The organism is Streptomyces sp. NPDC092369 (genome assembly GCF_044755245.1).
Classification (GTDB): domain Bacteria; phylum Actinomycetota; class Actinomycetes; order Streptomycetales; family Streptomycetaceae; genus Streptomyces.
Map to the genome: position 1 here is coordinate 1,006,999 of NZ_JBIVQP010000003.1, position 21,640 is coordinate 1,028,638.

General features: G+C 69.9%; 18 protein-coding genes. 7 read left to right on the forward strand and 11 right to left on the reverse strand.

Translation table 11 applies throughout. From position 1 onward, the window contains the following. Positions 1 to 69: 69 nt before the first annotated feature. From ACIQI8_RS21480 to ACIQI8_RS21505, 6 genes are all read right to left on the reverse strand, one after another. The gene (locus ACIQI8_RS21480) at positions 70 to 471 is read right to left on the reverse strand and encodes a cytidine deaminase (RefSeq protein WP_402352789.1); all 402 of its coding nucleotides are present in this window, start codon (positions 469 to 471) and stop codon (positions 70 to 72) included. Beyond that, a complete protein-coding gene (locus ACIQI8_RS21485) occupies positions 468 to 1,754 on the reverse strand; it encodes an ABC transporter permease (RefSeq protein ID WP_402352792.1) in 1,287 nt (428 codons plus the stop codon). Before ACIQI8_RS21485 ends, ACIQI8_RS21480 begins: the two co-directional genes overlap by 4 nt. Beyond that, entirely contained in the window at positions 1,751 to 2,881 is a 1,131-nt protein-coding gene (locus ACIQI8_RS21490) for an ABC transporter permease (protein ID WP_402352795.1), read from the reverse strand. The genes ACIQI8_RS21485 and ACIQI8_RS21490 overlap by 4 nt, the downstream gene beginning before the upstream one ends. Further along, positions 2,878 to 4,428, reverse strand: a complete 1,551-nt coding sequence (locus tag ACIQI8_RS21495) for an ABC transporter ATP-binding protein (protein WP_402354082.1) — start codon at positions 4,426 to 4,428, stop codon at positions 2,878 to 2,880. Before ACIQI8_RS21495 ends, ACIQI8_RS21490 begins: the two co-directional genes overlap by 4 nt. 199 nt (positions 4,429 to 4,627) lie before the next feature. Next, positions 4,628 to 5,683, reverse strand: coding sequence for a BMP family protein (locus tag ACIQI8_RS21500; protein ID WP_402352798.1), 1,056 nt, complete (start codon positions 5,681 to 5,683; stop codon positions 4,628 to 4,630). A gap of 288 nt (positions 5,684 to 5,971) precedes the next feature. After that, positions 5,972 to 7,192: an amidohydrolase gene (locus tag ACIQI8_RS21505; protein WP_402354085.1), complete on the reverse strand. Its 1,221-nt coding sequence runs from the start codon at positions 7,190 to 7,192 to the stop codon at positions 5,972 to 5,974. 340 nt (positions 7,193 to 7,532) lie between these two features. On the opposite strand from ACIQI8_RS21505, the gene ACIQI8_RS21510 reads away from it, so the two are divergent. Beyond that, positions 7,533 to 8,192, forward strand: coding sequence for a class I SAM-dependent DNA methyltransferase (locus tag ACIQI8_RS21510; protein WP_402352801.1), 660 nt, complete (start codon positions 7,533 to 7,535; stop codon positions 8,190 to 8,192). 488 nt (positions 8,193 to 8,680) lie between these two features. Here the strand turns inward: ACIQI8_RS21510 and ACIQI8_RS21515 are convergent, their stop codons facing one another. The 4 genes from ACIQI8_RS21515 to ACIQI8_RS21530 form a co-directional block, all read right to left on the reverse strand. Continuing rightward, the gene (locus ACIQI8_RS21515; protein WP_402352804.1) at positions 8,681 to 9,748 is read right to left on the reverse strand and encodes a hypothetical protein; all 1,068 of its coding nucleotides are present in this window, start codon (positions 9,746 to 9,748) and stop codon (positions 8,681 to 8,683) included. Positions 9,749 to 9,773: 25 nt separating this feature from the next. Then, positions 9,774 to 10,709 carry an N-acetylneuraminate synthase family protein gene (locus ACIQI8_RS21520; protein ID WP_402352807.1) on the reverse strand — a complete coding sequence of 312 codons (936 nt, stop codon included), beginning with the start codon at positions 10,707 to 10,709 and terminating at the stop codon, positions 9,774 to 9,776. Between the two features lie 14 nt (positions 10,710 to 10,723). Beyond that, positions 10,724 to 11,989, reverse strand: coding sequence for a cytidylyltransferase domain-containing protein (locus tag ACIQI8_RS21525; protein ID WP_402352809.1), 1,266 nt, complete (start codon positions 11,987 to 11,989; stop codon positions 10,724 to 10,726). A 262-nt stretch (positions 11,990 to 12,251) separates the two neighbouring features. Continuing rightward, positions 12,252 to 13,598: a DUF6716 putative glycosyltransferase gene (locus ACIQI8_RS21530; RefSeq protein ID WP_402352812.1), complete on the reverse strand. Its 1,347-nt coding sequence runs from the start codon at positions 13,596 to 13,598 to the stop codon at positions 12,252 to 12,254. Between the two features lie 198 nt (positions 13,599 to 13,796). Here ACIQI8_RS21530 and ACIQI8_RS21535 point away from each other — a divergent pair, with 198 nt between their 5' ends. The 6 genes from ACIQI8_RS21535 (at position 13,797) to ACIQI8_RS21560 (ending at position 19,937) form a co-directional block, all read left to right on the forward strand. Next, positions 13,797 to 14,783, forward strand: coding sequence for a glycosyltransferase family 2 protein (locus ACIQI8_RS21535; RefSeq protein ID WP_402352814.1), 987 nt, complete (start codon positions 13,797 to 13,799; stop codon positions 14,781 to 14,783). Next, complete coding sequence (locus tag ACIQI8_RS21540) at positions 14,783 to 16,120, forward strand: polysialyltransferase family glycosyltransferase (protein WP_402352817.1); 1,338 nt, start codon at positions 14,783 to 14,785, stop codon at positions 16,118 to 16,120. The genes ACIQI8_RS21535 and ACIQI8_RS21540 overlap by 1 nt, the downstream gene beginning before the upstream one ends. A gap of 117 nt (positions 16,121 to 16,237) precedes the next feature. Then, on the forward strand, positions 16,238 to 17,080 hold the full coding sequence (locus ACIQI8_RS21545; RefSeq protein WP_402352820.1) for an FkbM family methyltransferase: 843 nt from the start codon (positions 16,238 to 16,240) through the stop codon (positions 17,078 to 17,080). Between the two features lie 154 nt (positions 17,081 to 17,234). Continuing rightward, positions 17,235 to 18,257 (forward strand): glycosyltransferase family 2 protein, encoded by a 1,023-nt coding sequence (locus ACIQI8_RS21550; RefSeq protein ID WP_402352823.1) that lies wholly within the window; start codon positions 17,235 to 17,237, stop codon positions 18,255 to 18,257. Beyond that, positions 18,250 to 18,675: a GtrA family protein gene (locus ACIQI8_RS21555; RefSeq protein ID WP_402352826.1), complete on the forward strand. Its 426-nt coding sequence runs from the start codon at positions 18,250 to 18,252 to the stop codon at positions 18,673 to 18,675. The genes ACIQI8_RS21550 and ACIQI8_RS21555 overlap by 8 nt, the downstream gene beginning before the upstream one ends. Then, the gene (locus tag ACIQI8_RS21560) at positions 18,672 to 19,937 is read left to right on the forward strand and encodes an NAD(P)/FAD-dependent oxidoreductase (RefSeq protein WP_402352829.1); all 1,266 of its coding nucleotides are present in this window, start codon (positions 18,672 to 18,674) and stop codon (positions 19,935 to 19,937) included. Before ACIQI8_RS21555 ends, ACIQI8_RS21560 begins: the two co-directional genes overlap by 4 nt. Here ACIQI8_RS21560 and ACIQI8_RS21565 read toward each other — a convergent pair. Next, a complete protein-coding gene (locus ACIQI8_RS21565) occupies positions 19,927 to 21,639 on the reverse strand; it encodes a hypothetical protein (RefSeq protein WP_402352831.1) in 1,713 nt (570 codons plus the stop codon). The genes ACIQI8_RS21560 and ACIQI8_RS21565 overlap by 11 nt on opposite strands. Position 21,640: the final 1 nt, after the last annotated feature.

The following is a 21,640-nucleotide window of genomic DNA, read 5'->3' on the forward strand; positions in this document are numbered from 1 at the left end:
CTTCCGAGGGTTCCAGCAGCCGTGCGGCCCCCTGAGCGATGGCGCCAACTCAGCGGGGCCGCACGGGTGTTACTTGGTGAGGTGGTCCGGGCCGAAGGCCTGCGGCAGCATCTGGGACAGCGGCAGGATCCCCGCCGGGGTCTCCAGGAGCAGGTCCGGGCCGCCGAACTCGTACAGCAGCTGGCGGCAGCGGCCGCACGGGACGAGGATCTCGCCCCGCCCGTCGACGCAGGTGAAGTGCGTCAGCCGGCCGCCGCCGGTGCGCTGCAGCTCCGAGACGAGCCCGCACTCGGCGCACAGGCCAAGACCGTACGAGGCGTTCTCGACGTTGCAGCCCGAGACCGTACGGCCGTCGTCGACCAGCGCGGCGACGCCGACCGGGTAGCCCGAATAGGGGGCGTAGGCGTGGGACATGGCCTCGCGGGCCACCTCCCGCAGTCCGTCCCAGTCGACGTCCGGCCGCGTGGTCACTTGCCCTGGCCCTTGCGGTAGCGCATGCCGTCCGCCTTGGGCATCCGCAGGCGCTGCGCGGACAGCGACAGCACCAGCAGGGTGACCACGTACGGGGTGGCGCCCACGAAGTCGCTGGGGACCTCGTCGGTGGTGAGGTACCAGACGAGGACCGCCACGGCCATGACGGCGCTGACGGCGCCCTGGATCATCGCCTTCTTGTACAGCTTCCAGCCGGCCAGCACGGCGAGCAGGACCACCAGGAGCAGGAGCAGCGCGTGGACGGTCTCGCCGCCGTTGCGCAGCTGGAGCGCGTCGGAGAAGCCGAACAGGCCCGCGCCCATGGCGAGTCCACCCGGCCGCCAGTTGCCGAAGATCATCGCCGCGAGACCGATGTAACCGCGCCCGCCGGTCTGGTTCTCCAGGTAGGTGTGCGAGGTGACCAGCGCGAGGAAGGCGCCGCCGAGACCGGCGAGGCCGCCGGAGACGGCGACGGCGACGTACTTGTACTTGTAGACGTTGACGCCGAGGGACTCCGCGGCGATCGGGTTCTCGCCACAGGAGCGCAGCCGCAGACCGAACGCGGTCCGCCACAGCAGCCACCAGCTGCCGACGAACAGGAGCGCGGCGAAGACCGTCACCACCGACAGGTCGCTGACCAGGCCGCCGAGGATGCCGGCGAGGTCGGAGATCAGGAACCAGTGGTGCTTCTCGACCGAGCTGAGCGCGTCCGAGAGACCGGGTACGTCGATGTTGGGCAGCGAGTCGACGGGCGGGGACTGCTTGGGGTTGCCGCCCGCGTCGGCCGCCTTGCCGTCCGAGAAGAAGATCTTGGCGAGGTACTGGGTGGCGCCGAGCGCGAGCAGGTTGACCGCGACACCGGAGACGATGTGGTCGACGCCGAAGGTGACGGTCGCGACGGCGTGCACCAGGCCGCCGAGGACACCGAAGCCGATGCCGCACAGCAGGCCGAGCCAGGGGTTGGACTGCCAGCCGATCCAGCCGGCGCCGAAGGTGCCGAGGATCATCATGCCTTCGAGGCCGATGTTGACCACGCCGGCCCGCTCCGACCACAGACCGGCGAGACCGGCCAGGCCGATCGGTACGGCCAGCGCCAGCGCCGCGCTGACCTGGCCCTCGGAGGTGAGCTGGTCGGCGCCGGTGATGACGCGGACCGCGGCGACGAGCAGCAGCGCGCCCGCGACGATCATGAGGATCTGGCCGAGCGACCGGCTCGACCGGGTGCGTCCGGTGGCCGCCTTGGGTGCCGCGGGGGGCGGCGTGTCGGTCATCGTGGCAGTCATCGCGCCACCTCCTGCTTCTCGGTCGGGGCGGCGGCCTGGGCGGCGAGCTCCGCGCCGACCCGCTGCTGCTGGCGCTTGAGGCCGTAGCGGCGCACGATCTCGTAGGCGATGACGACGCACAGGACGATGACGCCCTGGATCACGCCGAGGATCTCCTTGTCGTAGCCCTCGAACTCAAGGTGGTTGGTGGTGCGTTCCAGGAAGCCCCACAGCAGTGCGCCCAGCGCGATGCCGACCGGGTGGTTGCGGCCGAGCAGCGCGATGGCGATGCCGGTGAAGCCGATGCCGACCGGGAAGTCGTTGCTGAACTGGTGGCTGTCGTTGAGCAGGGTCGGCATGCCGATCAGACCGGCCACCGCGCCCGAGATCACCATGCTGGTGGCGACCATCTTCTTCACCGAGACACCGCTGGCTGCGGCCGCGCTCTCGGACTGGCCGACCGTGCGCAGGTCGAAGCCGAAGCGGGTGCGGCCCAGCACGAACCAGTAGGCGATGCCGACGAGCACGGCGATGACGATGAAGCCCCACAGCTCGCCCGCCGCACCGGTGTTGATCTGGAAGAAGTACGAGGAGGAGGGCAGCGGGTCGGTGGAGACGACCGTGCCGCCGCTCTGCAGCTCGGCGAGCTTTCCGGGCTGGAGCAGGAAGGCGATGATCGCGGTGGCGATCGAGTTCAGCATGATCGTCGAGATGACCTCGCTGACGCCGCGGGTCACCTTGAGGACGCCCGCGATGGCCGCCCACACGGCACCGGTGCCCATGGCGCACAGGATGATCAGCGGGATGGAGATCCAGCCGGGCGTGGTCAGCGCGCCACCGAGGACGGCGGCGAAGAACGCGGCGATGCGGTACTGGCCGTCGACGCCGATGTTGAACAGGTTCATCCGGAAGCCGATGGCCACCGAGACACCCGCCAGGTAGTACGTCGTCGCCTTGTTGAGGATGTAGACCTGGCTGTCGCTCGCGGAGCCGTAGGTCAGCATGTCGCTGAAGGCGGCGCCCGGGTTCTTGCCGGTGGCGAGGATCACCAGGGCGGTGACGACGAGCGCGGCGACGATCGCGAGCAGCGGGGCCGCGATCCCGAGGAGCAGCCGCTCCTTGTCGATGCGTTGGGTCAGCTTCTTCATCGGGCGTCGTCCTCTGTGCGCTCCGGGCCGGAGGCCTCTGTGTGCTCCAGGTGGCCGCTGGCCGCACCGGTCATGGCGGAGCCCAGCTCCTCGGGGGTGATGGTGGCGGGGTCGGCGTCGGCGACGAGCCGGCCGCGGTACATCACGCGCAGGGTGTCGGAGAGGCCGATGAGCTCGTCCAGGTCGGCCGAGATCAGCAGCACGGCCAGGCCCTCGCGGCGGGCCTCGCGGATGTGGTCCCAGATCGCGGCCTGCGCGCCGACGTCCACACCGCGGGTGGGGTGGGCGGCGATGAGCAGCTTGGGCGAGTGGCTCATCTCGCGGCCGACGATCAGCTTCTGCTGGTTGCCGCCGGACAGCGAGGCGGCCGTCACGTCGATGCCGGGGGTGCGGACGTCGTACGCCTCGATGATGCGGCCGGTGTCGGCGCGGGCGCCCTTGATGTCGAGCAACTGGCCGTGGGAGTTGGGGCGTTCGGTGACGTGGCCGAGGATGCGGTTCTCCCACAGCGGGGCTTCCAGGAGGAGGCCGTGGCGGTGGCGGTCCTCGGGGATGTAACCGATGCCGGCCTCGCGGCGCCGGCGGGTGGGCGCGTGCGAGATGTCGGTGTCGCCGAGGGTGATGACACCGGCGTCCGGGTCGCGGATGCCCATGATCGCCTCGACCAGCTCGGACTGGCCGTTGCCCTCCACGCCGGCGATGCCGAGGACTTCACCCTGGTGGATGGTGAAGGAGACGGCGTCGAGGATGACGCGCTCGACACCGTCGAGGTCGGTCTGGCTCAGGTTGAGCTTGTCGACCTTCAGCAGCGGGACGTCGGTGACCGTGGACTCCTCGGTCTCCGGCGTGGGCAGTTCGCTGCCGACCATCAGCTCGGCGAGCTGCTTGGGCGTGGTGCCGGCCGGCTCGACCGTGCCGACGGTGGTGCCGCGGCGGATGACGGTGATCTCGTCGGCCACGGACAGCACTTCGCCCAGCTTGTGCGAGATGAAGATGACGGTGAGGCCCTCGGCCTTGAGCTCGCGCAGGTTGTCGAAGAGCGCCTCGACCTCCTGCGGCACGAGGACGGCGGTGGGCTCGTCGAGGATGAGCGTCTTGGCGCCGCGGTAGAGGACCTTGAGGATCTCCACGCGCTGCCGGTCGGCGACCCCGAGCTCTTCGAGCAGGACGTCCGGTCGCACGTTCAGGCCGTACGCGTCGGAGATCTCCTTGATCTTCGTACGGGCCCCGGAGCCGATGCCGTGGAGCTTCTCCGCGCCCAGGACCACGTTCTCCAGGACGGTGAGGTTGTCGGCCAGCATGAAGTGCTGGTGGACCATGCCGATGCCGCGGGCGATGGCATCGGCCGGATTGTTGAAGGTGACCGTCTCGCCGCCCACGGTGATGGTGCCCTCGTCCGGCTGCTGCATGCCGTAGAGGATCTTCATCAGGGTGGACTTGCCGGCACCGTTCTCACCGCACAGGGCGTGCACGGTGCCGGTGCGGACGGTGATGTCGATGTCCTTGTTGGCCACGACACCGGGGAATCGCTTGGTGATGCCGCGCAGTTCGACGGCAGCGGGAGGGCTGGACGCGTTGATGGCGCACTCTCCTGATGGGGAAAGGGGCTGCGTAGGGGAGGGCAGGCGTCGGCGACGCTAGCGCGGCAACTCCAAGCTACACGCGTAGAGTTGACACATTGTTATGGCTCGACGAGGGGTTGTCGAGACCCCTCGCCGAGCCAGGGTTCCGGCGGGAACCGTCAGGTCAGCTGGTCTTGACCTTGACGGAGCCGTCGACGATCTTCGCCTTCGCGGCGTCCAGCTGGGTCTTGATGTCGTCGATGAAGCCACCGCTGGTGGCCAGGCCGACACCGCCCTTTTCCAGCGAGTAGACCTGGTTGCCGGTCAGCGGCTTGCCGTCGTGCACGGACTTGACGAAGTCGTACACGCCGACGTCGACGTTCTTGACCATCGAGGTCAGGATCGAGTTCTTGTACTTCGACAGACCCGGGATGTTGTACTGGTCGGAGTCCACGCCGATGGCCCAGGCACCCTTGACCGCGGAGACGGCCTCGATCGAGCCGTTGCCGGAGGAGCCGGCCGCGGCGTAGATCACGTCGGCGCCGTTGTCGAGCTGGCCGGACGCGGCCTCCTTGCCCTTGTCCGGGCTGGCGAAGCCGGACAGGTCGGAGCCGTGGGTCAGGTACTGGACGTCGACCTTGACCTTGGAGTTCGTGTCCTTGACGCCCTGGACGTAACCGGCCGCGAACTTCTTGATCAGCGGGGTGTCCACACCGCCGATGAAGCCGACGTGGTCCTTCTTGGTCTTCAGCGCCGCCGCGACACCCGCCAGGTAGGAGCCCTGCTCCTCCGTGAACGTGATGCTGTCGACGTTCTTCGCCGTGGCGACCGAGTCGATCAGGCCGAAGTTGACCTTCGGGTACTTGGCGGCGACCTTGTCGACCGAGGTGGCGTAGGAGAAGCCGACGGCCACGATCGGGTTGTAGCCGGCGTCCGCCAGGTCGGTCAGGCGCTGCTCGCGGTCGGCCTCCGTGTCGGAGCTCTTGGCGGTCAGTTCCTTGATGGAACCGCCGAACTCCTTCGCGGCCTTGTCGGCACCGCGCGCGGCGGAGTCGTTGAAGGAACGGTCACCACGGCCGCCGACGTCGTAGGCGAGGCCGATCTTGATGCCCTTGCCGCCACCGGAGGAGGCGGACGACGAGGTGTCACTGTCGGAGGAGGTACTGCCACAGGCTGTGGCAGTCAGTGCGAGAGCTGCGGAAGCGGCGACCGCAGCGGAAAGCTTGGCTACCCGGCGCACGGGAAGGCTCCTTCACCTGACCTGAGCGCCATATCGGCGCTGGATGTGAGCACCATGCCAGTGCTCAGGCCTGCACGCCCATGCGGCGTCGGCTTCGCGGCATCGTAACGCGCGTAGATGTCAGAAAAAGACCTACTCCAAAGCCGTTATCGATTCGAGGCAAACGGCGTCTGAACTCGGGCTCCGACCCTCTGACACGGGTCGATTTCGAACGGTGCACGATTGGCTTACAACCGTGTTGCGCCGGACGGCGCAACAGCCCTCGTGGGGCTGTCGCGCGCCCAGCGACTACTCCGCGGCGTCCAGCAGCGCGGCGGCGGTGAACATCTCCACGCCCACGGTGATCGCGGACTCGTCGGCGTCGAAGTCGCCCTGGTGCAGATCGCGCACGGTCCGCTCCCCCGGGGTGCGGACGCCGAGCCGGGCCATGGCGCCGGGCACGTGCTCCAGGTACCAGGAGAAGTCCTCGCCGCCCAGGCTCTGCTCGGTGGACTCGACGGCGTCCGCTCCCAGGCGGGCCGTCATGGCGTCGCGCAGCAGGTCGGTGACGACCGGGTCGTTGACGACCGGGGGGACGCCTCGGACGTAGGTGATCTCCGACTTGGCGCGGTGCAGGTTGGCGATCTCGTCGATCGCGGCGACCACGATGTCGGGCGCCTGCCGCCAGGTCTCCAGGTCCAGGCAGCGCACGGTGCCGGAGAGCTCGGCGTGCTGCGGGATGACGTTGGGCGCGTGCCCGGTCTCGATCCGTCCCCAGGTGACCGCGAGTCCGCTACGGCTGTCCACGCGCCGGCCGACCAGGGCGGGCACGTCGGTGGCGACCCGGGCGGCGGCGGTGACCAGGTCGGTGGTCAGGTGCGGGCGGGCGGTGTGGCCGCCGGGTCCGTCGAGGGAGACCTCCAGGCGGTCGCAGGCGGAGGTGATGGCACCGTGCCGCAGTCCGATCCGCCCGGCGTCCACCTTGGGGTCGCAGTGCACGGCGACGATCCGCCCCACCCCGTCCAGCACCCCGCACTCGATGGCGTCGGCGGCGCCACCGGGCAACACCTCCTCGGCGGGCTGGAACAGCAGCCGCACGGGCCGCGGCAGCAGCCCCTGCTTGTGCAGCTCGGCGAGGACGAGGCCGGCGCCGAGGACCACGGTGGTGTGGACGTCGTGACCGCAGGCGTGCGCACGGCCCGGCACGGTGGAGCGGTACGCGCACTCACTCTTCGTGTCCGGGATCGGCAGCGCGTCGATGTCGGCGCGCAGGGCGAGCATGGGCCGCCCGCCGTCCCACTCACCGATGTCACAGATGAGCCCGGTCCCGATGGCGAGCACGCGCGGCTTCAGCCCCGCCTGTTCAAGGCGTGCCTTGATCGCCGCGGTCGTGCGGAACTCCTGGTTGCCCAGCTCGGGATGCATGTGCAAGTCGCGGCGGAAGGCGACGAGTTCGGCACGCAGGGCGGCGGGCAGCGTGCCGGGAAGCAGGGCTTCCCCGGGCAGATCGGCCTCGGACTCCAGTGACATAAGTTGCTTCACCCTCTGAAGGGTAGGACGCCGGAGGGACCAACTGACCCTCGATCAACAAAAGTTCAACCCGTTAGGGGAAGAAAATCTGGTCGCCCGACGCATATGTATCGGTTCGGATGGGTAAACTCGCCCGCTTTTCGGTCGGGCGGATCATGAGATCCACGGAGAGTCACTCCTTCAACGGATACCACGCTCGGCACGCACCCGGCGGTTCTGTTCACCTGTCGGGACCGCACTGTCGCACAACCGTGGCGGGAGACTCCGTCGGGAGAACGGCGGATGCCGCCCCGATGAACCGGCGGACGGGCGCGTCCGGGCCACACTAGGGTGCGGGCACGTGAGCCCAGAAACCGCGGATTTCCTGCAGACCACCCGGACCTCGTACGACACGATCGCCGACGCCTACACCGAGCGGTTCTCGGACTGGCTGGGCATCCACACCCTGGACAGAGCCCTGATCACCGGCTTCGCGGAGCTGGTGGGAGCGGCCGGCGGCGGGCCGGTGGCCGACATAGGCAGCGGACCGGGCCATGTCACCGCCCGGCTGCAGCGGCTCGGCATCCCCGTCTTCGGCGTGGATCTCTCGCCCCGCATGGTGGAGCTGGCCCGCCGGGCCCACCCCGAGGTGCGCTTCCACGTGGGGTCGATGACGTCCCTGGACCTGCCCTCCGAGACCCTCGGCGGAATCGTCGCGCTCTACTCGATCATCCACGTCCCCGACGACCGGTTGCCCACGGTCCTCACCGAGTTCCACCGGCTCCTGGCCCCCGGCGGCCACGTCCTGCTCGGCTTCCAGACCGGCACCGACGACGGCCGCCTGCACCTCGCCGAACGCTTCGGCCACGACATCTCGCTCGACTACTACTGGCGCACCCCGGACGCGGTGACGGAACAGCTGGCCGAGGCGGACCTCGTCCCGGTCACCCGGATGGTCCGGGAACCCCAGGACACCGAGACCCGCCCGCGGGCGTTCCTGGTGGCGCGCAAGGACGGGTGAGGACGACCGACGGCTGTCCGACGGATCCACCCGGCCGCAGGACACGGCGCTCATCAGCGCGGATGGACGAGCCAGGGCCGCGTGAGGTCGGGCTGCCGTCCGGATCAGGCCTGTTGGTGAGACGCGGGGGCTCTCCGCCGAGCCGTCGGCGCGACCCCTCCGGCCGGTCGCCTGCCGGCTGCCGTGACGCCGGGCAGGGCCGCGGCGCCGATCCGTGGCATCGGACCTCCGGCAGGACGGGCCGGGCCCCACGGTCCAGACCCCCGGCAGGACGGTGCCGGATCCCGCGGACCGAACCCCCGGCCGAGCCGTCCCGCTACCCGCGGACCGGACCCCCGCCAGTACGGTGCCTGATCCCGCAGACCGAAGCCCGGCCGAGCCGTCCCGGGACCCGCGGACCAGACTCCCGGCAACGCCGTCCCGGAGCCCGTCGACCGGAGGATCCCCGTCAGGGTGCCTCCGTCGGCCGCCCCCTCAAGCCTTCCCCGTCAGGCCACCACCGTCACCGAGGACAACCGCGTGACGTCCTTCGCCGTTCCCGTGACGCCCGAGAGGAAGCCCTGGGCTCGGGGAGAGGCTTTGTCGGTGAGCCAGTCGGGGTCGATGTCGCAGACGGCGACGCGGACCTCGGTGCCAGCCAGGGCCAGCGGGAGGGTGTGGACGACCGTCGAGGGGAAGCTGAGGATCGTACGGCCGATCGGGCCGCGGCGGGCGATCAGTTCCAGCGGCAGGTCGGGGCGGACGATCTCCAGGCCCGTCTCGGCGGCCAGCCGGTGGAGCTTCTCGGTGCTCTCGCGGCGGTGCGCGAAGTACCGGGTGGCGCCATGGGCCTTGGCGAGGTGCTGGACGGCCTCCAGGTAGCGCTCACCGTCCACCACGCCGGTCTCCACCAGCGAGGTGCCGACCATGTCGGCGCCCTGGGTGATGCGGGGCGGCCCGAACCGCCTGCGGGTCCAGGAGAAGTCGTTGGCGGTGACCGTCACTCCGGGAGGCGTCTCGTCCATCGGCATGGAGGAGAAGACCTCGACCCGTCTCTTCGCGCTCGGCGTGAGGCGGTGGCGGGCCCGGGAGGACACCGGGGCGAAGAGCAGGTCCCGCGCGCCCGGCCGGCCACCCTTGCGGTGCCAGCGCACCAGGCGCTCCCCGCGGGCGAGTTGGGCGACGAACTCCATGGTCGCGGTGCCGTCGTCGACGACGACGAGGTCGCGGGCCTTGGTGATGGTCAGCAGCAGCTGTACGTAGCGGGAGAACGGGTCGCCCAGGACGACCCGGGGTGCCCGCCGGAGCAGGCCGCTGAGGCCGCCGATCGTCTGGAACGGTGCCGCGGGGCCGCCCCGGGCCTCCTCCCAGCGGACGTGGTGACCCTCCTCGCGGGCCAGCTCCGCCATCCGGCGCAGCTGACCGCGGGTCATGGGGTCGGTCGGGGACAGCACGACGAGGGTGAGCTCCGCGCCGGGCGCATGGGCGTGCGCCCACTCCAGCACGTTCAGGAGCTGTACGGGGCTCTCGACGAACGCGAGCGTGGGGTGGCCGGCGGATCCGGCGCGGGGGCTCATCGATGTATGACCGTCCCTGTGTGGATCAGACCGAGACCGGCTCGCCCGCGGCGGCGGCGATCTCCGCCTCGGCGACGACGCCCGGCACGCGGCGCAGCTTCTTCATCGGGCCGAGCTCCGAGTCGTAGACCTTCTTGACACCGTCACCGAGCGAGGCCTCGATGGTACGGATGTCACGCACGAGGCGCTGCAGGCCCTGCGGTTCGACCGAGGCGGCCTGGTCGGAACCCCACATCGCGCGGTCCAGGGTGATGTGACGCTCGACGAAGGCGGCGCCCAGCGCGACCGCGGCGAGGGTGGTCTGCAGGCCCGTCTCGTGACCGGAGTAGCCGATCGGCACGTTCGGGTACTCGGCCTGGAGGGTGTTGATGACGCGGAGGTTGAGCTCCTCGGCCTGCGCCGGGTAGGTCGAAGTGGCGTGGCACATCAAGATGTTGTCCGAGCCGAGGACCTCGACCGCGTGGCGGATCTGCTTCGGGGTGGACATGCCGGTGGAGAGGATGACCGTGCGGCCGGTGGCGCGCAGGGCGCGCAGCAGCTCGTCGTCGGTCAGCGACGCGGAGGCGACCTTGTGGGCGGGGACGTCGAACTTCTCCAGGAAGGCGACGGCCTCGGTGTCCCACGGGGAGGCGAACCAGTCGATCTCCCGGCTCTTGGCGTACGAGTCGATCTGGCGGTACTCGTCCTCGCCGAACTCGACGCGGTGGCGGTAGTCGATGTAGGTCATGCGGCCCCAGGGGGTGTCGCGCTCGATGTCCCACTGGTCGCGCGGGGTGCAGATCTCCGGGGTGCGCTTCTGGAACTTGACCGCGTCGCAGCCGGCTTCGGCGGCGGCGTCGATCAGCTTGAACGCGTTCTCCAGCTCACCGTTGTGGTTGATGCCGATCTCGCCGACGACGTAGACGGGGTGGCCCGGGCCGGCGGTCTTCGAACCGAAGGTGCGCAGACGGGAGTTGCTCATGGCGGGTGATGTCCTTACTTGTTGAGGGAATCGAGAGAGGGGCCGAGGATCCAGCTGGCGATCTCTCGGATCGCGCCGTCGCCACCAGGGACGGTGGTGACCGCACGGGCGGCGCCGCGTACCACGTCGTGGGCGCTCGCGACCGCCACGGGCCAGCCCACGAGGGCGAAGCACGGGAGGTCGTTGACGTCGTTGCCGACGTAGAGCACGCGCTCGGGCGCGATGCCCTGCTCCTCGCACCACTGCTTCAGTGCGAGGTCCTTCCGGTCGATGCCGTGCTGGACCGGGATCCGCAGCTTCCGGGCCCGCGCGGCGACGACAGGGTTCTGCTCCGTGGAGAGGATCAGCATCTTCAGGCCGGTCCTGCGCAGCGCGGCGATGCCCAGTCCGTCGCCGCGGTGCACGGAGACGAACTCCTTTCCATCGGCGTCGATCAGCACCCGGTCGTCCGTCTGGGTGCCGTCGAAGTCCAGTACGACCGCGTCGATGTCGGCGCCGGTCGGCAGCGAACCGGGGCGGTCCGCGTCGAAGAGGGGTGCGAGTGCCCGGGCGCGGGCGAGTTCGTGGTGGTCGTCGATCTCCAGCACGCGGGCCGGGTCGGTGCGCACGAGTTCGGTGCGGCCGAAGAAGCGGTGCTGGTGCTCGCGGAAGCCGACCGCGTCCATCGCGTAGACGGCACCGGTCTCCAGGAAGTCCTGGGGGCGGTCCTGGCGGCGCGGGCGGAAGGACTTGTCGTGGTTGACGCCGTAGCCGCCGCCGGTGGCCGCGTCGGTCTCCGCGACGGTGCCCGCCCTGGCCTCGTCGTCGGCATCGCGCCACACGAAGCCGTGGAAGGGGGCCACGGTCAGGGCGGAGTCGGCGCCGTCGTCGACGACCGCGCCGACGACGCCGTCCACGTCCTCGCGGATGATGAACGGGCTGGTGCACTGCACGAGCAGCACCACGTCGACCGTGGCCCCGTGCAGGGCCTCGTGCGCGTCCATGGCGTGCAGCACGGCGGCCTCGGAGGTGGCGGTGTCGCCGGCGATGGCGGCGGGCCGCAGCACGACCTCGGCGCCGGCCGAGCGGGCCGCGGCGGCGATGGCCTGGTCATCGGTGGAGACCACGACGTCCGTCACCAGCCGGCTGGCCCGGCACTCACGCACGGCACGGGCCACCAGCGGCACACCGCCCACGGGGGCGAGGTTCTTCGCGGGCACACCCTTGGAACCGCCACGCGCGGGAATCACCGCGAGCACCCGGCGCACCGAAGCGCCTTGGCCCGCTTCGGGGTTGGACATGGGCTCTACTCCTTGAGAGGGAATCGAGGACGACGACCGACCGGCCGGAGAGACACTCACGGCACCACCACCCGCCGCGGCACAGGAGCGACCACCCGCACGCCACGCCGGCAGGCACCACGCACCGAAGCGCCTTGGCCCGCTTCGGGGTTGGACATGGGCTCTACTCCTTGAGAGGGAATCGAGGACGGCGACCGACCGGCCGGAGGGACACTCACGGCACCACCACCCGCCGCGGCGACGGGTCCGCTGGGGCGGGGACTCACAGGTCCCCCATCCGCCGGATCACCGGGGCGACGCGCTGCACGCCGTGGCGGTAGGCACCGCGTGCGGCGCGGCGGACTATCTGCTTGACCGCGCTGGGTTCCTTGTCGGCGGCGGGGGCGCCGGGCAGCGGGCTGCCGTCCGGGCCGAGGTGGTGGCGGGCGAGGATGCCGGGCAGGTAGCCGGGCGCGGTCGCCGGTGTGTAGTACGGGGTGAGGGGCGCGAGGCCGCCGGGCCGGGCGAGCAGCTTGGTGATCCGCTCGCGCGCCGCGTCGAAGGCGGTGTCGTACGAACCGTCCGCGGCGACGCCCTGACGGGCCACCCACTCCTCGTCGGGCTCGGGCCGGTGGCCCTCGTCCAGCTGGTCCCAGGAGGCGAGGCAGCCGGAGCCCACGAAGTGGTGGTTGCCGAGCACCTCGCGCACGCCCAGGTCGCTGAGGATGACCGTGGGGATACGGCGGTGCAGGGACTCCAGCGCGGCCGTCGAGCTGATGGTGACCAGCAGGTCGGTGCGGTCGAGGACCTCGCCCATGTTGCCGTACACCAGGCGGAAGTTGGCCGGTGCGTCGAGCTTCTGGACCAGCTTCTGGTAGGGCAGTTCCTCGATGTGCGTGGTGTGTTCGCCCGGCTTGGAGCGCAGCTTGAGCAGCACCTCCCGCTCGGGGTGCCGGCGGGCGTGCCGGATCAGCCGCTCCAGCAGGTACGTACGGTCCTTGCGGCTGTCCGGCACGGACGGCTGCGCGGCGAACACCACGGTGTACGGGTCGTGTTCACCTTCGTAAGGAGCGCCGCCGAGGAACGGGAGTGCCACCTCCGTCACCGACGAGGCGTCCGCGCCCACCCCTTCGTACACACCTCGGAAACGCTCCGCGTCTTGGCGGGAGTTGGCGAGGACGAGGTCCGCGCCGTGCCGCAGCAGCAGACCGTCGGCGAGCTTCTCGTAGACGACGCCGACGTAGCCGGTGACGACGACGGGACGCCGCTTGCGGCCCTCCCACACGCGCTTGAGGCCGTGCAGCATGGCCTGGACGCCGCCGCCGACGAGGGCGAGCACGACGAGGTCGTACTCCTCCTCGGCCATGGCACGCAGGAACTCGAGCGCCGTGACCTCCTTCAGGGAGTCGACGTGGACGCCCACTTCGGCCAGTTGGCGCGCCGTGGGGGTGGCCCGGCCGCGCAGCAGGAATCCACTGAGCTCGGGGCCGACTTGCGCGGCGTCGCGCCCTGCGGCTTCCATGGTCGGGCCCGGAACGATACGAGCCGCGGTCAACGCACCCCATTTCCAGCGGGTGTCGGAGTCCGCGAGAACAGCGATTCTCATGGGCTTAGTTGTACTAGGCGGCACAACCAAGACGCTACGAAGCAAATCCGAGGTGCGGCCCAACCGCACCTGGCCAAAAAGTTAACAACACATCGCCGAGAGCCGAACTGGCTCGCCTAAGCCTCGGAAGTACATGGGATGCACCGTTCCGACACATGGAGTTCACCCGCCGTACGGGTACCGGAAAGTTCAGCAGCCGAGCCGCCTCCTAGGCTTTTGCGGGTGCCAAAGCTCTCCGTGATCGTGCCGTTCTACAACGTGCAGCAATATGCCCCGGACACCCTCAGAAGCCTCCGCCTCAACGCTCGACCGGATTTCGAGTTCGTTCTTGTGGACGATCATTCGAAGGATGAAACGCCGGACATCCTGGAACGAGCCGTCGAAGAACTGTCCGACGTGGCCCAGGTTCGCTACGTCCGCCACGAGAAGAACGGAGGCCTCGCCACCGCCCGCAACACGGGTCTGGACGCGTCGAGCGGCGAGTACCTGACCTTCCTCGACGGGGACGACTGGGTGGCTCCCGGCTACTACGAGCAGCTGGTGGCGGCCATGGAGAAGCTGGACTGCGACTTCATCCGCACCGACCACGTGCAGGCGACCGCCCGCTCCCGCTCGGTGCACCGGGTGCCGCACGGGCGCCGCTGGGAGGTCATGAACCCGCGCGAGGCGATCCTGCCCGCCTACCGCACGACCTCCGTGGACTACGCCTACGCCTGGGCCGGCGCCTACCACCGCCGCCTCCTGGAGAAGGGCCTGCTGCACTTCACGGACGGGCTGCGCACCGCCGAGGACCGGCCGTGGATCTGGAAGCTGCACCGCGAGGCGGAGTCGTTCGCCGTGGTGAGTCTGCTCGGCGTCTTCTACCGGCGCGGGGTCGCCTCCTCGCTCACCCAGATCGGTGACGTCCGTCAACTCGACTTCATCCGGGCCTTCGATCAGGTCATCGAGGAGACGGCGCTTGACCCGGACGCCGAGCGGCTGCTGCCGAAGGCCGTGCGGACGTACTGCGCGATCATCGCCCACCACCTCGCGGACGATTCCAAGTGGGAGCCGGCCGTGGCCAAGCAGCTGCGGTCGATGAGCGCGGCGGCCATACAGCGCATGCCGCAGGAAGCGCTCGGTGACGTACTCGACACCATGGACCTGCGCCGCTCCTCCAAGCTGCGGCGGCTGCGGCGCCGGATCACCACAGCGAAGGCGGCCGCCTGATGCCCCGTACGACCCGGATCTTCTGCGTCTCGACGCTGTACGGCGCGGCCACCCTCGCCGCCGCCATGGAGTCCGACCTCTTCACGGAGGCGGACGGCGACCGGCAGGTGCTGCTGGTCTTCAACAACTCCACGACGCCGGAGACCACTCCGGCCGTCGACGAGATGCCGGGCTTCGAGCCGCTGCGCGACCACTTCGACACCGTGCTGTCGTGGAACGAGGCCATCCGCCCCTTCCACCCGGGCGCGTGGGCGCCGCGGCCCGACGACATCCCGCTCTTCGAGCGCTATCTGCGGCTGCTGTGGGAGCTGGGCGACGACAGGGTGGAGCTGGTCCTGGAGTCCATCCAGGTCGCCCCCGCCCTCACCGTGGCCCAGTTGTTCACCGAGGCCCCGATCGAGGTCTACGCCGACGGCCTGATGAGCTACGGGCCCACCCGCAACAAGCTCGACCCGCTGGTCGGCACGCGGGTGCGGCGGCTGCTCCACCTGGACCTGGTGGCCGGTCTGACGCCGATGCTGCTGACCGAGTTCGACGTGCCGGCGCAGGTCGTGCCCACCACCGCCTTCCTGAAGGTGATGGGTGAACTCACCGCCGCCGTGCCCGAGGCGCCGGTGCTGCCGGCCAACTCGGCGCTGCTCCTTGGCCAGTACCTCTCCGCGCTGAACATCCTCTCCGCCAAGGAGGAGGAAGAGCTGCACGTGCGGATGATGCGCGGGGCGGTCGAGCGGGGTCACCGCGCGATCGTCTTCAAGCCGCATCCCACCGCGCCGGCCCGCTACAGCCGGATCCTGGAGGCGGAGGCCGAGAAGCTGGGCGTCGACCTCACCGTCCTCGACCTGCCGGTCCTGGCCGAGGTGCTGTTCGAGAAGTCCCCGCCCGCACTGGTCGTCGGCTGCTTCTCGACCGCGCTGTTCACGGCGTCCGCGTTCTACGGCCTGCCGGTGGCCCGGGTCGGCACCGAACCGCTGCTCGACCGCCTCACGCCGTACCAGAACAGCAACCGGGTCCCGGCCGTCCTCGCGGACGCGGTGATCCCGGACCTGGAGGGCCGCAAGGGCGAGGAAACGGTGGCGGCCAGGACGCTCGGCGGCCTAGTCACCGCTGTCGGTTTCACCATGCAGCCGCAGATCCACCCCTCCCTGCGCCCGGCGGCCGAGAAATATCTGTCCAAGGAATTCGGCCCGCGCACCCAGCGCTACTTCAAGCGCAAGCGACTCACCTCGCTGGGCCTGCCGGGCGGTATCCCGGAACGACTGGCGTTCCTGCCGCGCAATGCCACCGCACGGCGGGTGGTACGCAAGGCCCGTTCGCTGAAGAAGGCCGTACGCCTCTGAATTTCGGTCACCCATGCGGTGGGCCGCGGCCCGTGTCTCCATGCACGGGCCGCGGCCCACTCGCATACCTGTTCCGGGCACCTGCAACAAACCGGGACCGGGCCCTACGATCGCAGCATGCGTATACCCCAGCTCCAAGAAGCGAATGCCCGCATGCTGGACCACGCACCATCCGTACGACCGGTCAGCACGAGCGACATCATCGTCACCCATCGAAAGAAGTATCCCTACAGAGGTTATGTGGAGATCAACTCGCCGTATTGCCCGCCCTTCGTCATGTTCTGCGTGAACGACGACGCGGTCGCCCTCGACACCTTGTGGAACGGCGAGTTCGGTTACGAACCCGGCAGTCTCGCCACCTGGTCCCGGCTGGCCGCCAAGAGCACGACGATCGCCGATGTCGGTGCGCACGTCGGCTATTTCTCGATGATCGCCGCCCTCGCCAACCCCAAGGCGAAAATCCACTCCTTCGAACCGGTGGACCAGATCCACGCCCGCCTCTCGGTGAACGTCCGCTCGAACGGCCTGCAGAACATCAAGCTCCACCAGGCGGGCGTCTCCAGCCAGGCGGGATGGGCCGAGATCAGCGTCCGCTTCTCGGGAAACCTGCTGTCCACGGGATCGACCCTGGAGGCGGGCGCCGCGGGCGCCGAGCTGAAGCGGATCCGGCTGCTGCCCCTGGACGAGGTGTTCGCCGACACCAAGCTGGACCTCATCAAGATCGACGTCGAGGGCCATGAGATGTCGGTCCTCGAAGGAGCCCGGCAGGTGCTGAAGCGCGACCGGCCGACCGTGATCCTCGAAGCGCTGCAGGACGCGCAGATGGACGCGCTCCTCGCCGAGTTCAACCCCCTGGGCTACGACTGCCACTGGGTCACCGAGGCCGACGGAACCCTCGTGCCGTGGTACGCGCCCCGGCCGCGCAAGACGCGGAACCTGCTGTTCACACCGACCGACTGAGGCCCGCTTCCTTCGTCACGGTGATCACCCGAACCTCTATTAGAGCGTGGTAAATAGGAACGTAAGAGAAATAGGTACGAAGAGATACTCGGAGGATTGCATTCCGACGCCATGTGTTGGTCGGGAGTTCACAACCGCTCCATAGCTTCCACCAATGGCGCAAACAGCTTCGCCGCCCGCCCACGCTCCGGCTCCCGTCGCGCTCGCGGCGGTCGAGCCGGAGTCGGCCCGGCGGCCACTCATCTCGTATGTCCTGCCGGTCTACAACGAGCAGGACGGCATCACCGCATTCCACACCGAGCTCATCGCCGCGCTCGGCTCCCGGCCGGAGCTCGACTTCGAGCTGGTCTACGTCAACGACGGCTCCGCCGACGGCTCGCTCGCCCTGCTCAAGGGGCTCGCGGAGCAGGACGCCCGGGTCAAGGTCGTCGACTTCGCCCGCAACTTCGGGCATCAGATCGCCATCACCGCGGGCCTCGACCTGGCCTGCGGCGACGCCGTGATCGTCATGGACACCGACCTCCAGGATCCGCCGAAGGTCAGCCTGGAGCTGGTCGACGCCTGGCAGGGGGGCGCCGAGATCGTGCACGCGCGCCGCCGCAGCCGGCAGGACACCCCGTTCAAGAAGGCCACCGCGCACCTGTACTACCGCATGCTGCGCTCCTCCACCGAGGTCGACATCCCGCTGGACACCGGGGACTTCCGGCTGCTGGACCGCAAGGTCGCCGACGAGCTGCGCAAGTTCCGCGAGCGCAGCCGCTTCGTGCGCGGCATCGTCGCCTCGATGGGCTACACCCAGACCGAGGTCGCCTTCGACCGCGACGAGCGCTTCGCCGGCGAGACCAAGTACCCGGTGCGCAAGATGGCCCGCCTCGCGGTCGACGGCATGACGAGCTTCTCCACCACCCCGCTGAAGATGATCACCCGGCTCGGCTTCGCGGTCCTCGCGCTGTCGCTCGTCGGCATCGTCTACGCGCTCGCCATGAAGTTCTTCCGGCCCGAGATCACCGTCTCCGGCTGGACGATGCTGATGTGCGTGGTGCTGTTCCTCGGCGGCACCCAGATGCTCTCGCTCGGCGTCATCGGCACCTACATAGGGCGGATATACAGCGAGGCCCAGGGCCGGCCGCTGTACCTGGTGCGCGAAGTGATCGGCGGACCCGAGTCCGATGACTGAGATCACCGCCACCACTCCCGCGGTGACCGCCGAGAACTCCCGCTCCAAAACCGTGCGCCAGCTGGTGCGTTACACCGTGATCGGCGGCAGCGGCGTCGTCATCGACTTCGTGGTCTTCCTGCTGCTGCACAACCTCGCGGGCATGGACGAGCAGCTCGCCAACGCGCTGAGCACCACCCTCGGCATCGCCAACAACTTCGTCCTGAACGCCCTGTTCACCTTCGAGCGCCGGGACCGGCTCGTGGTCCGCTTCCTGCGCTTCTACGCCGTCGGACTGACCGGCATCGTCTTCACGAACCTGCTCTTCCTCGCCTTCACCAACGGCCTCGGCATCGACGCCAACGTCGTCAAGGCCGCTTCGCTGCCGCTGGTGCTGGCCCTTCAGTTCGTGCTCAACCGAAAGTGGAGCTTCGCATGAATCTCGGCATCATCGGCGCGGGTGCCACCGGCCTGACCGCCGCCTGGGACGCCGTACGCGCCGGCCACCAGGTCACCGTCCTGGAGGCGGCCGACGAACTCGGCGGTCTGGCGGCCTCGTTGGAGGTGGGCGGCGTTCCGCTGGAGCGCTACTACCACCACATCTTCCGCAGCGACAAGGCGATGATCTCCCTGATCGGGGAGCTCGGCCTCGGTGACGCCCTGCGCTTCCACCGGCCGACCACCGGCATCTACCGCGGCGGAAGGCTGGTCGACTTCACCACGCCCTTCGACATGCTGCGCTACCCGGAGTTCAACCCGGTCGACGCCGTGCGCTTCGCCGGTTCCTCGGCCGTGCTGAAGGCGGTGCGCAACGGCGAGCGCTTCAACGACCTGACCGCGCTTGCCTGGTTGCGCCGCTGGGCCGGCGAGAAGGCCACCGCCGCGATCTGGGAGCCGCTGCTGCGCGGCAAGTTCGGCGACCGCGCCGAGCAGGTGTCAATGGCCTGGCTGTGGGCCCGTATCCACTGCCGCACCTTCGAACTCGGCTATGTGGACGGCGGGTTCGAGCGGGTCTACGCGGCGCTGCGGGACGGGATCGAGGAGCGCGGCGGCAAGGTGGAGTTCGGCAAGGCGGCCGAGTCCGTACGGCAGGACGGCGACACCGTGACGGTGGGCTGCGCGGACGGCTCGCGCTACGAGTTCGACCAGCTGATCGTCACCACTCCGCAGCCCGCCTTCGCCAAGGCGGCCGGGCTGCCCGCCGACAACGCGGTGTGGAAGAACCAGTACCTCGGCGCGACGTGCTTCGTGCTGGAGCTGGACCGCAGCGTGATCCCGTACTACTGGCTCAACATCAACGAGCCCGGCTTCCCCTTCCTCGCGGTCGTCGAGCACACGAAGATGATCGACCCGTCGGTCTACGGCGGCCGGCACATCCTCTACGTCGGCAACTACGTCGAGCGCGAGGACTGGCGCTTCACCACCGAACCACGCGAGCTGCTCGACCGGTTCGTGCCGTATCTGCGGCGCGTGAACCCGGACTTCGACGCCTCCTGGATCAAGGACTGGCACTTCTCGAAGGCCGGGTTCGCGCAGCCGGTGGTCACGCCGGAGTACCGGGCGCTGATCCCGGCCCACGAGACGCCGATGAGCCGGGTCACGCTGGCCACGATGGCGCAGATCTACCCGCAGGACCGGGGCCAGAGCTACTCGATCGCCCTGGCCCGCAAGGTCACCGCGTCCCTCGGGATCAACGCCTGACGCACAGCACGGCCCGGGTCCCGGGGCGGGCGCTCGGGCAGTCGTAGACGGCCTGGATGCGCTTCCACAGCGCCGGGTCCACATGGCCCGGCTGGAACCAGGGCCGCTCCAGGACCGCGTACGGGGCCGGGTCGTGGTCGACGCAGTCGGCGTTCTCCTTGAACGACGGCAGCTCGGCCACGTCCGGCAGGAAGCGGCTGCGCTGCAGGAAGGTCGCGATCGGGTAGCGGCACTGCGCCGGGTGGTCGATGTAGTACGTCATCTCGCCGAAGGCCAGGTACAGCACCGGCGCGTTCGCGGGCAGCCGGTCGCGGATCCGGTCCGCGTCGGCCTGGGCGCTCCGCATGCCGGCCAGGTAGTGCGAGCTGGTCTCGGTGACCTTGCCGCGGAAGACCATGTGCGGGGAGCCGGGCCAGATGGAGGCCGTCAGGCAGACCACACCGCAGAGCGTGACCAGCACGGCCGAGGTGACCCCGCGCCGGACGGTCGTCCTCCTGGTCCGGAGCACGTCCACGCCCGCCGCGAGCAGCGCGACCAGCCCGGCGACCCAGATCTCCCACGGCCGTTGCAGGCCCTTGGGCGCCTGGCCGTAGACCACGGGCAGCACGCCGTACACCAGCGACACGGCGGCGAAGCACCACGGCGGTGTGCGGCGGGCGCCGCCCACGGCCAGGCCCCAGGCAGCGGCGGCCAGTACCGGCATCTGGGCCCCGTGGTACAGGAACCAGTTGCCCTGCACGACCACGACCGCCTGGGCGGCGACGCCGATCGTGACGGCGACCAGAAGCAGTTCGGCCCGCCGCCACCGGCCGCTCACCCGGGTCAGGATCAGCAGCAGCGCACCGGGCGCGAGCAGCAGCACCGGGGTGGTCACGGCCCGGTCGGCCAGGAAGTCGATCGAGCGGTCGAGGATGAGGTGCGGGTGGACGCCGGTACGGCCGATCGCCGTCTGGTTGATCTGCGGCATGTCCTGGGTCCACTGCCACTCGTGGGACCCGCCGAGCACGCTCAGCCCGAACAGGCCCGCGGCGGCGGCCATCGCGACCACGGCGACCCGCACCGCGCGGCCCCGGTCGACGGCGTAGACAAGGAGGATGCCGATCGCGGCGGTGTCCGCGGTGGAGTACTTCATCATCACCGCGAGCCCGAGCGGTACGGCGGCGAGCAGGGCCGCCCGCCAGGGCCGCTGCGGGCCGATCGCGGCGGCGACGCCGAGCACGGTCAGCACCACCGCGGCCCACTCGGGCTGGAGGAAGTCGTTGCGCGGGGCGAGCGCCAGGGCCAGGCCGGTGGCGCCCGCGGTGAGGGCCGCCTCGCGGCCGGTGACCCGGCGCAGGAGCGCCGCGTGGAGAGCGTAGGCGGCAGCGGCGGCGAGCAGGACGCCGGCCGCTCCCATCAGGGCCTCGCGGACCGGCGCGCTGTCTGTGCCGAAGGAGGTGAGGCGGTCGAGGATCGCGATGAACCACCGGTAGAAGTACGGCCGGTGGGTGAAGACCTCGGACGGCGAGTAGCCGGCCGCGCGGCCGGTGCGCAGCGCGGCCAGGACGTAGTGCAGGTCGCCGGTGAGCCGGCGGGTGGTCACGGTGTACACCACCGCCACCGCGGCCGGCAGGGCGACCACCGCCCACCACAGGGGTGAGCGGCGGTCGCCGGTGCGCGGCCGGGCGACGGTGGTGTCGCCGGCCAGGGTGCTGGTCGCCACG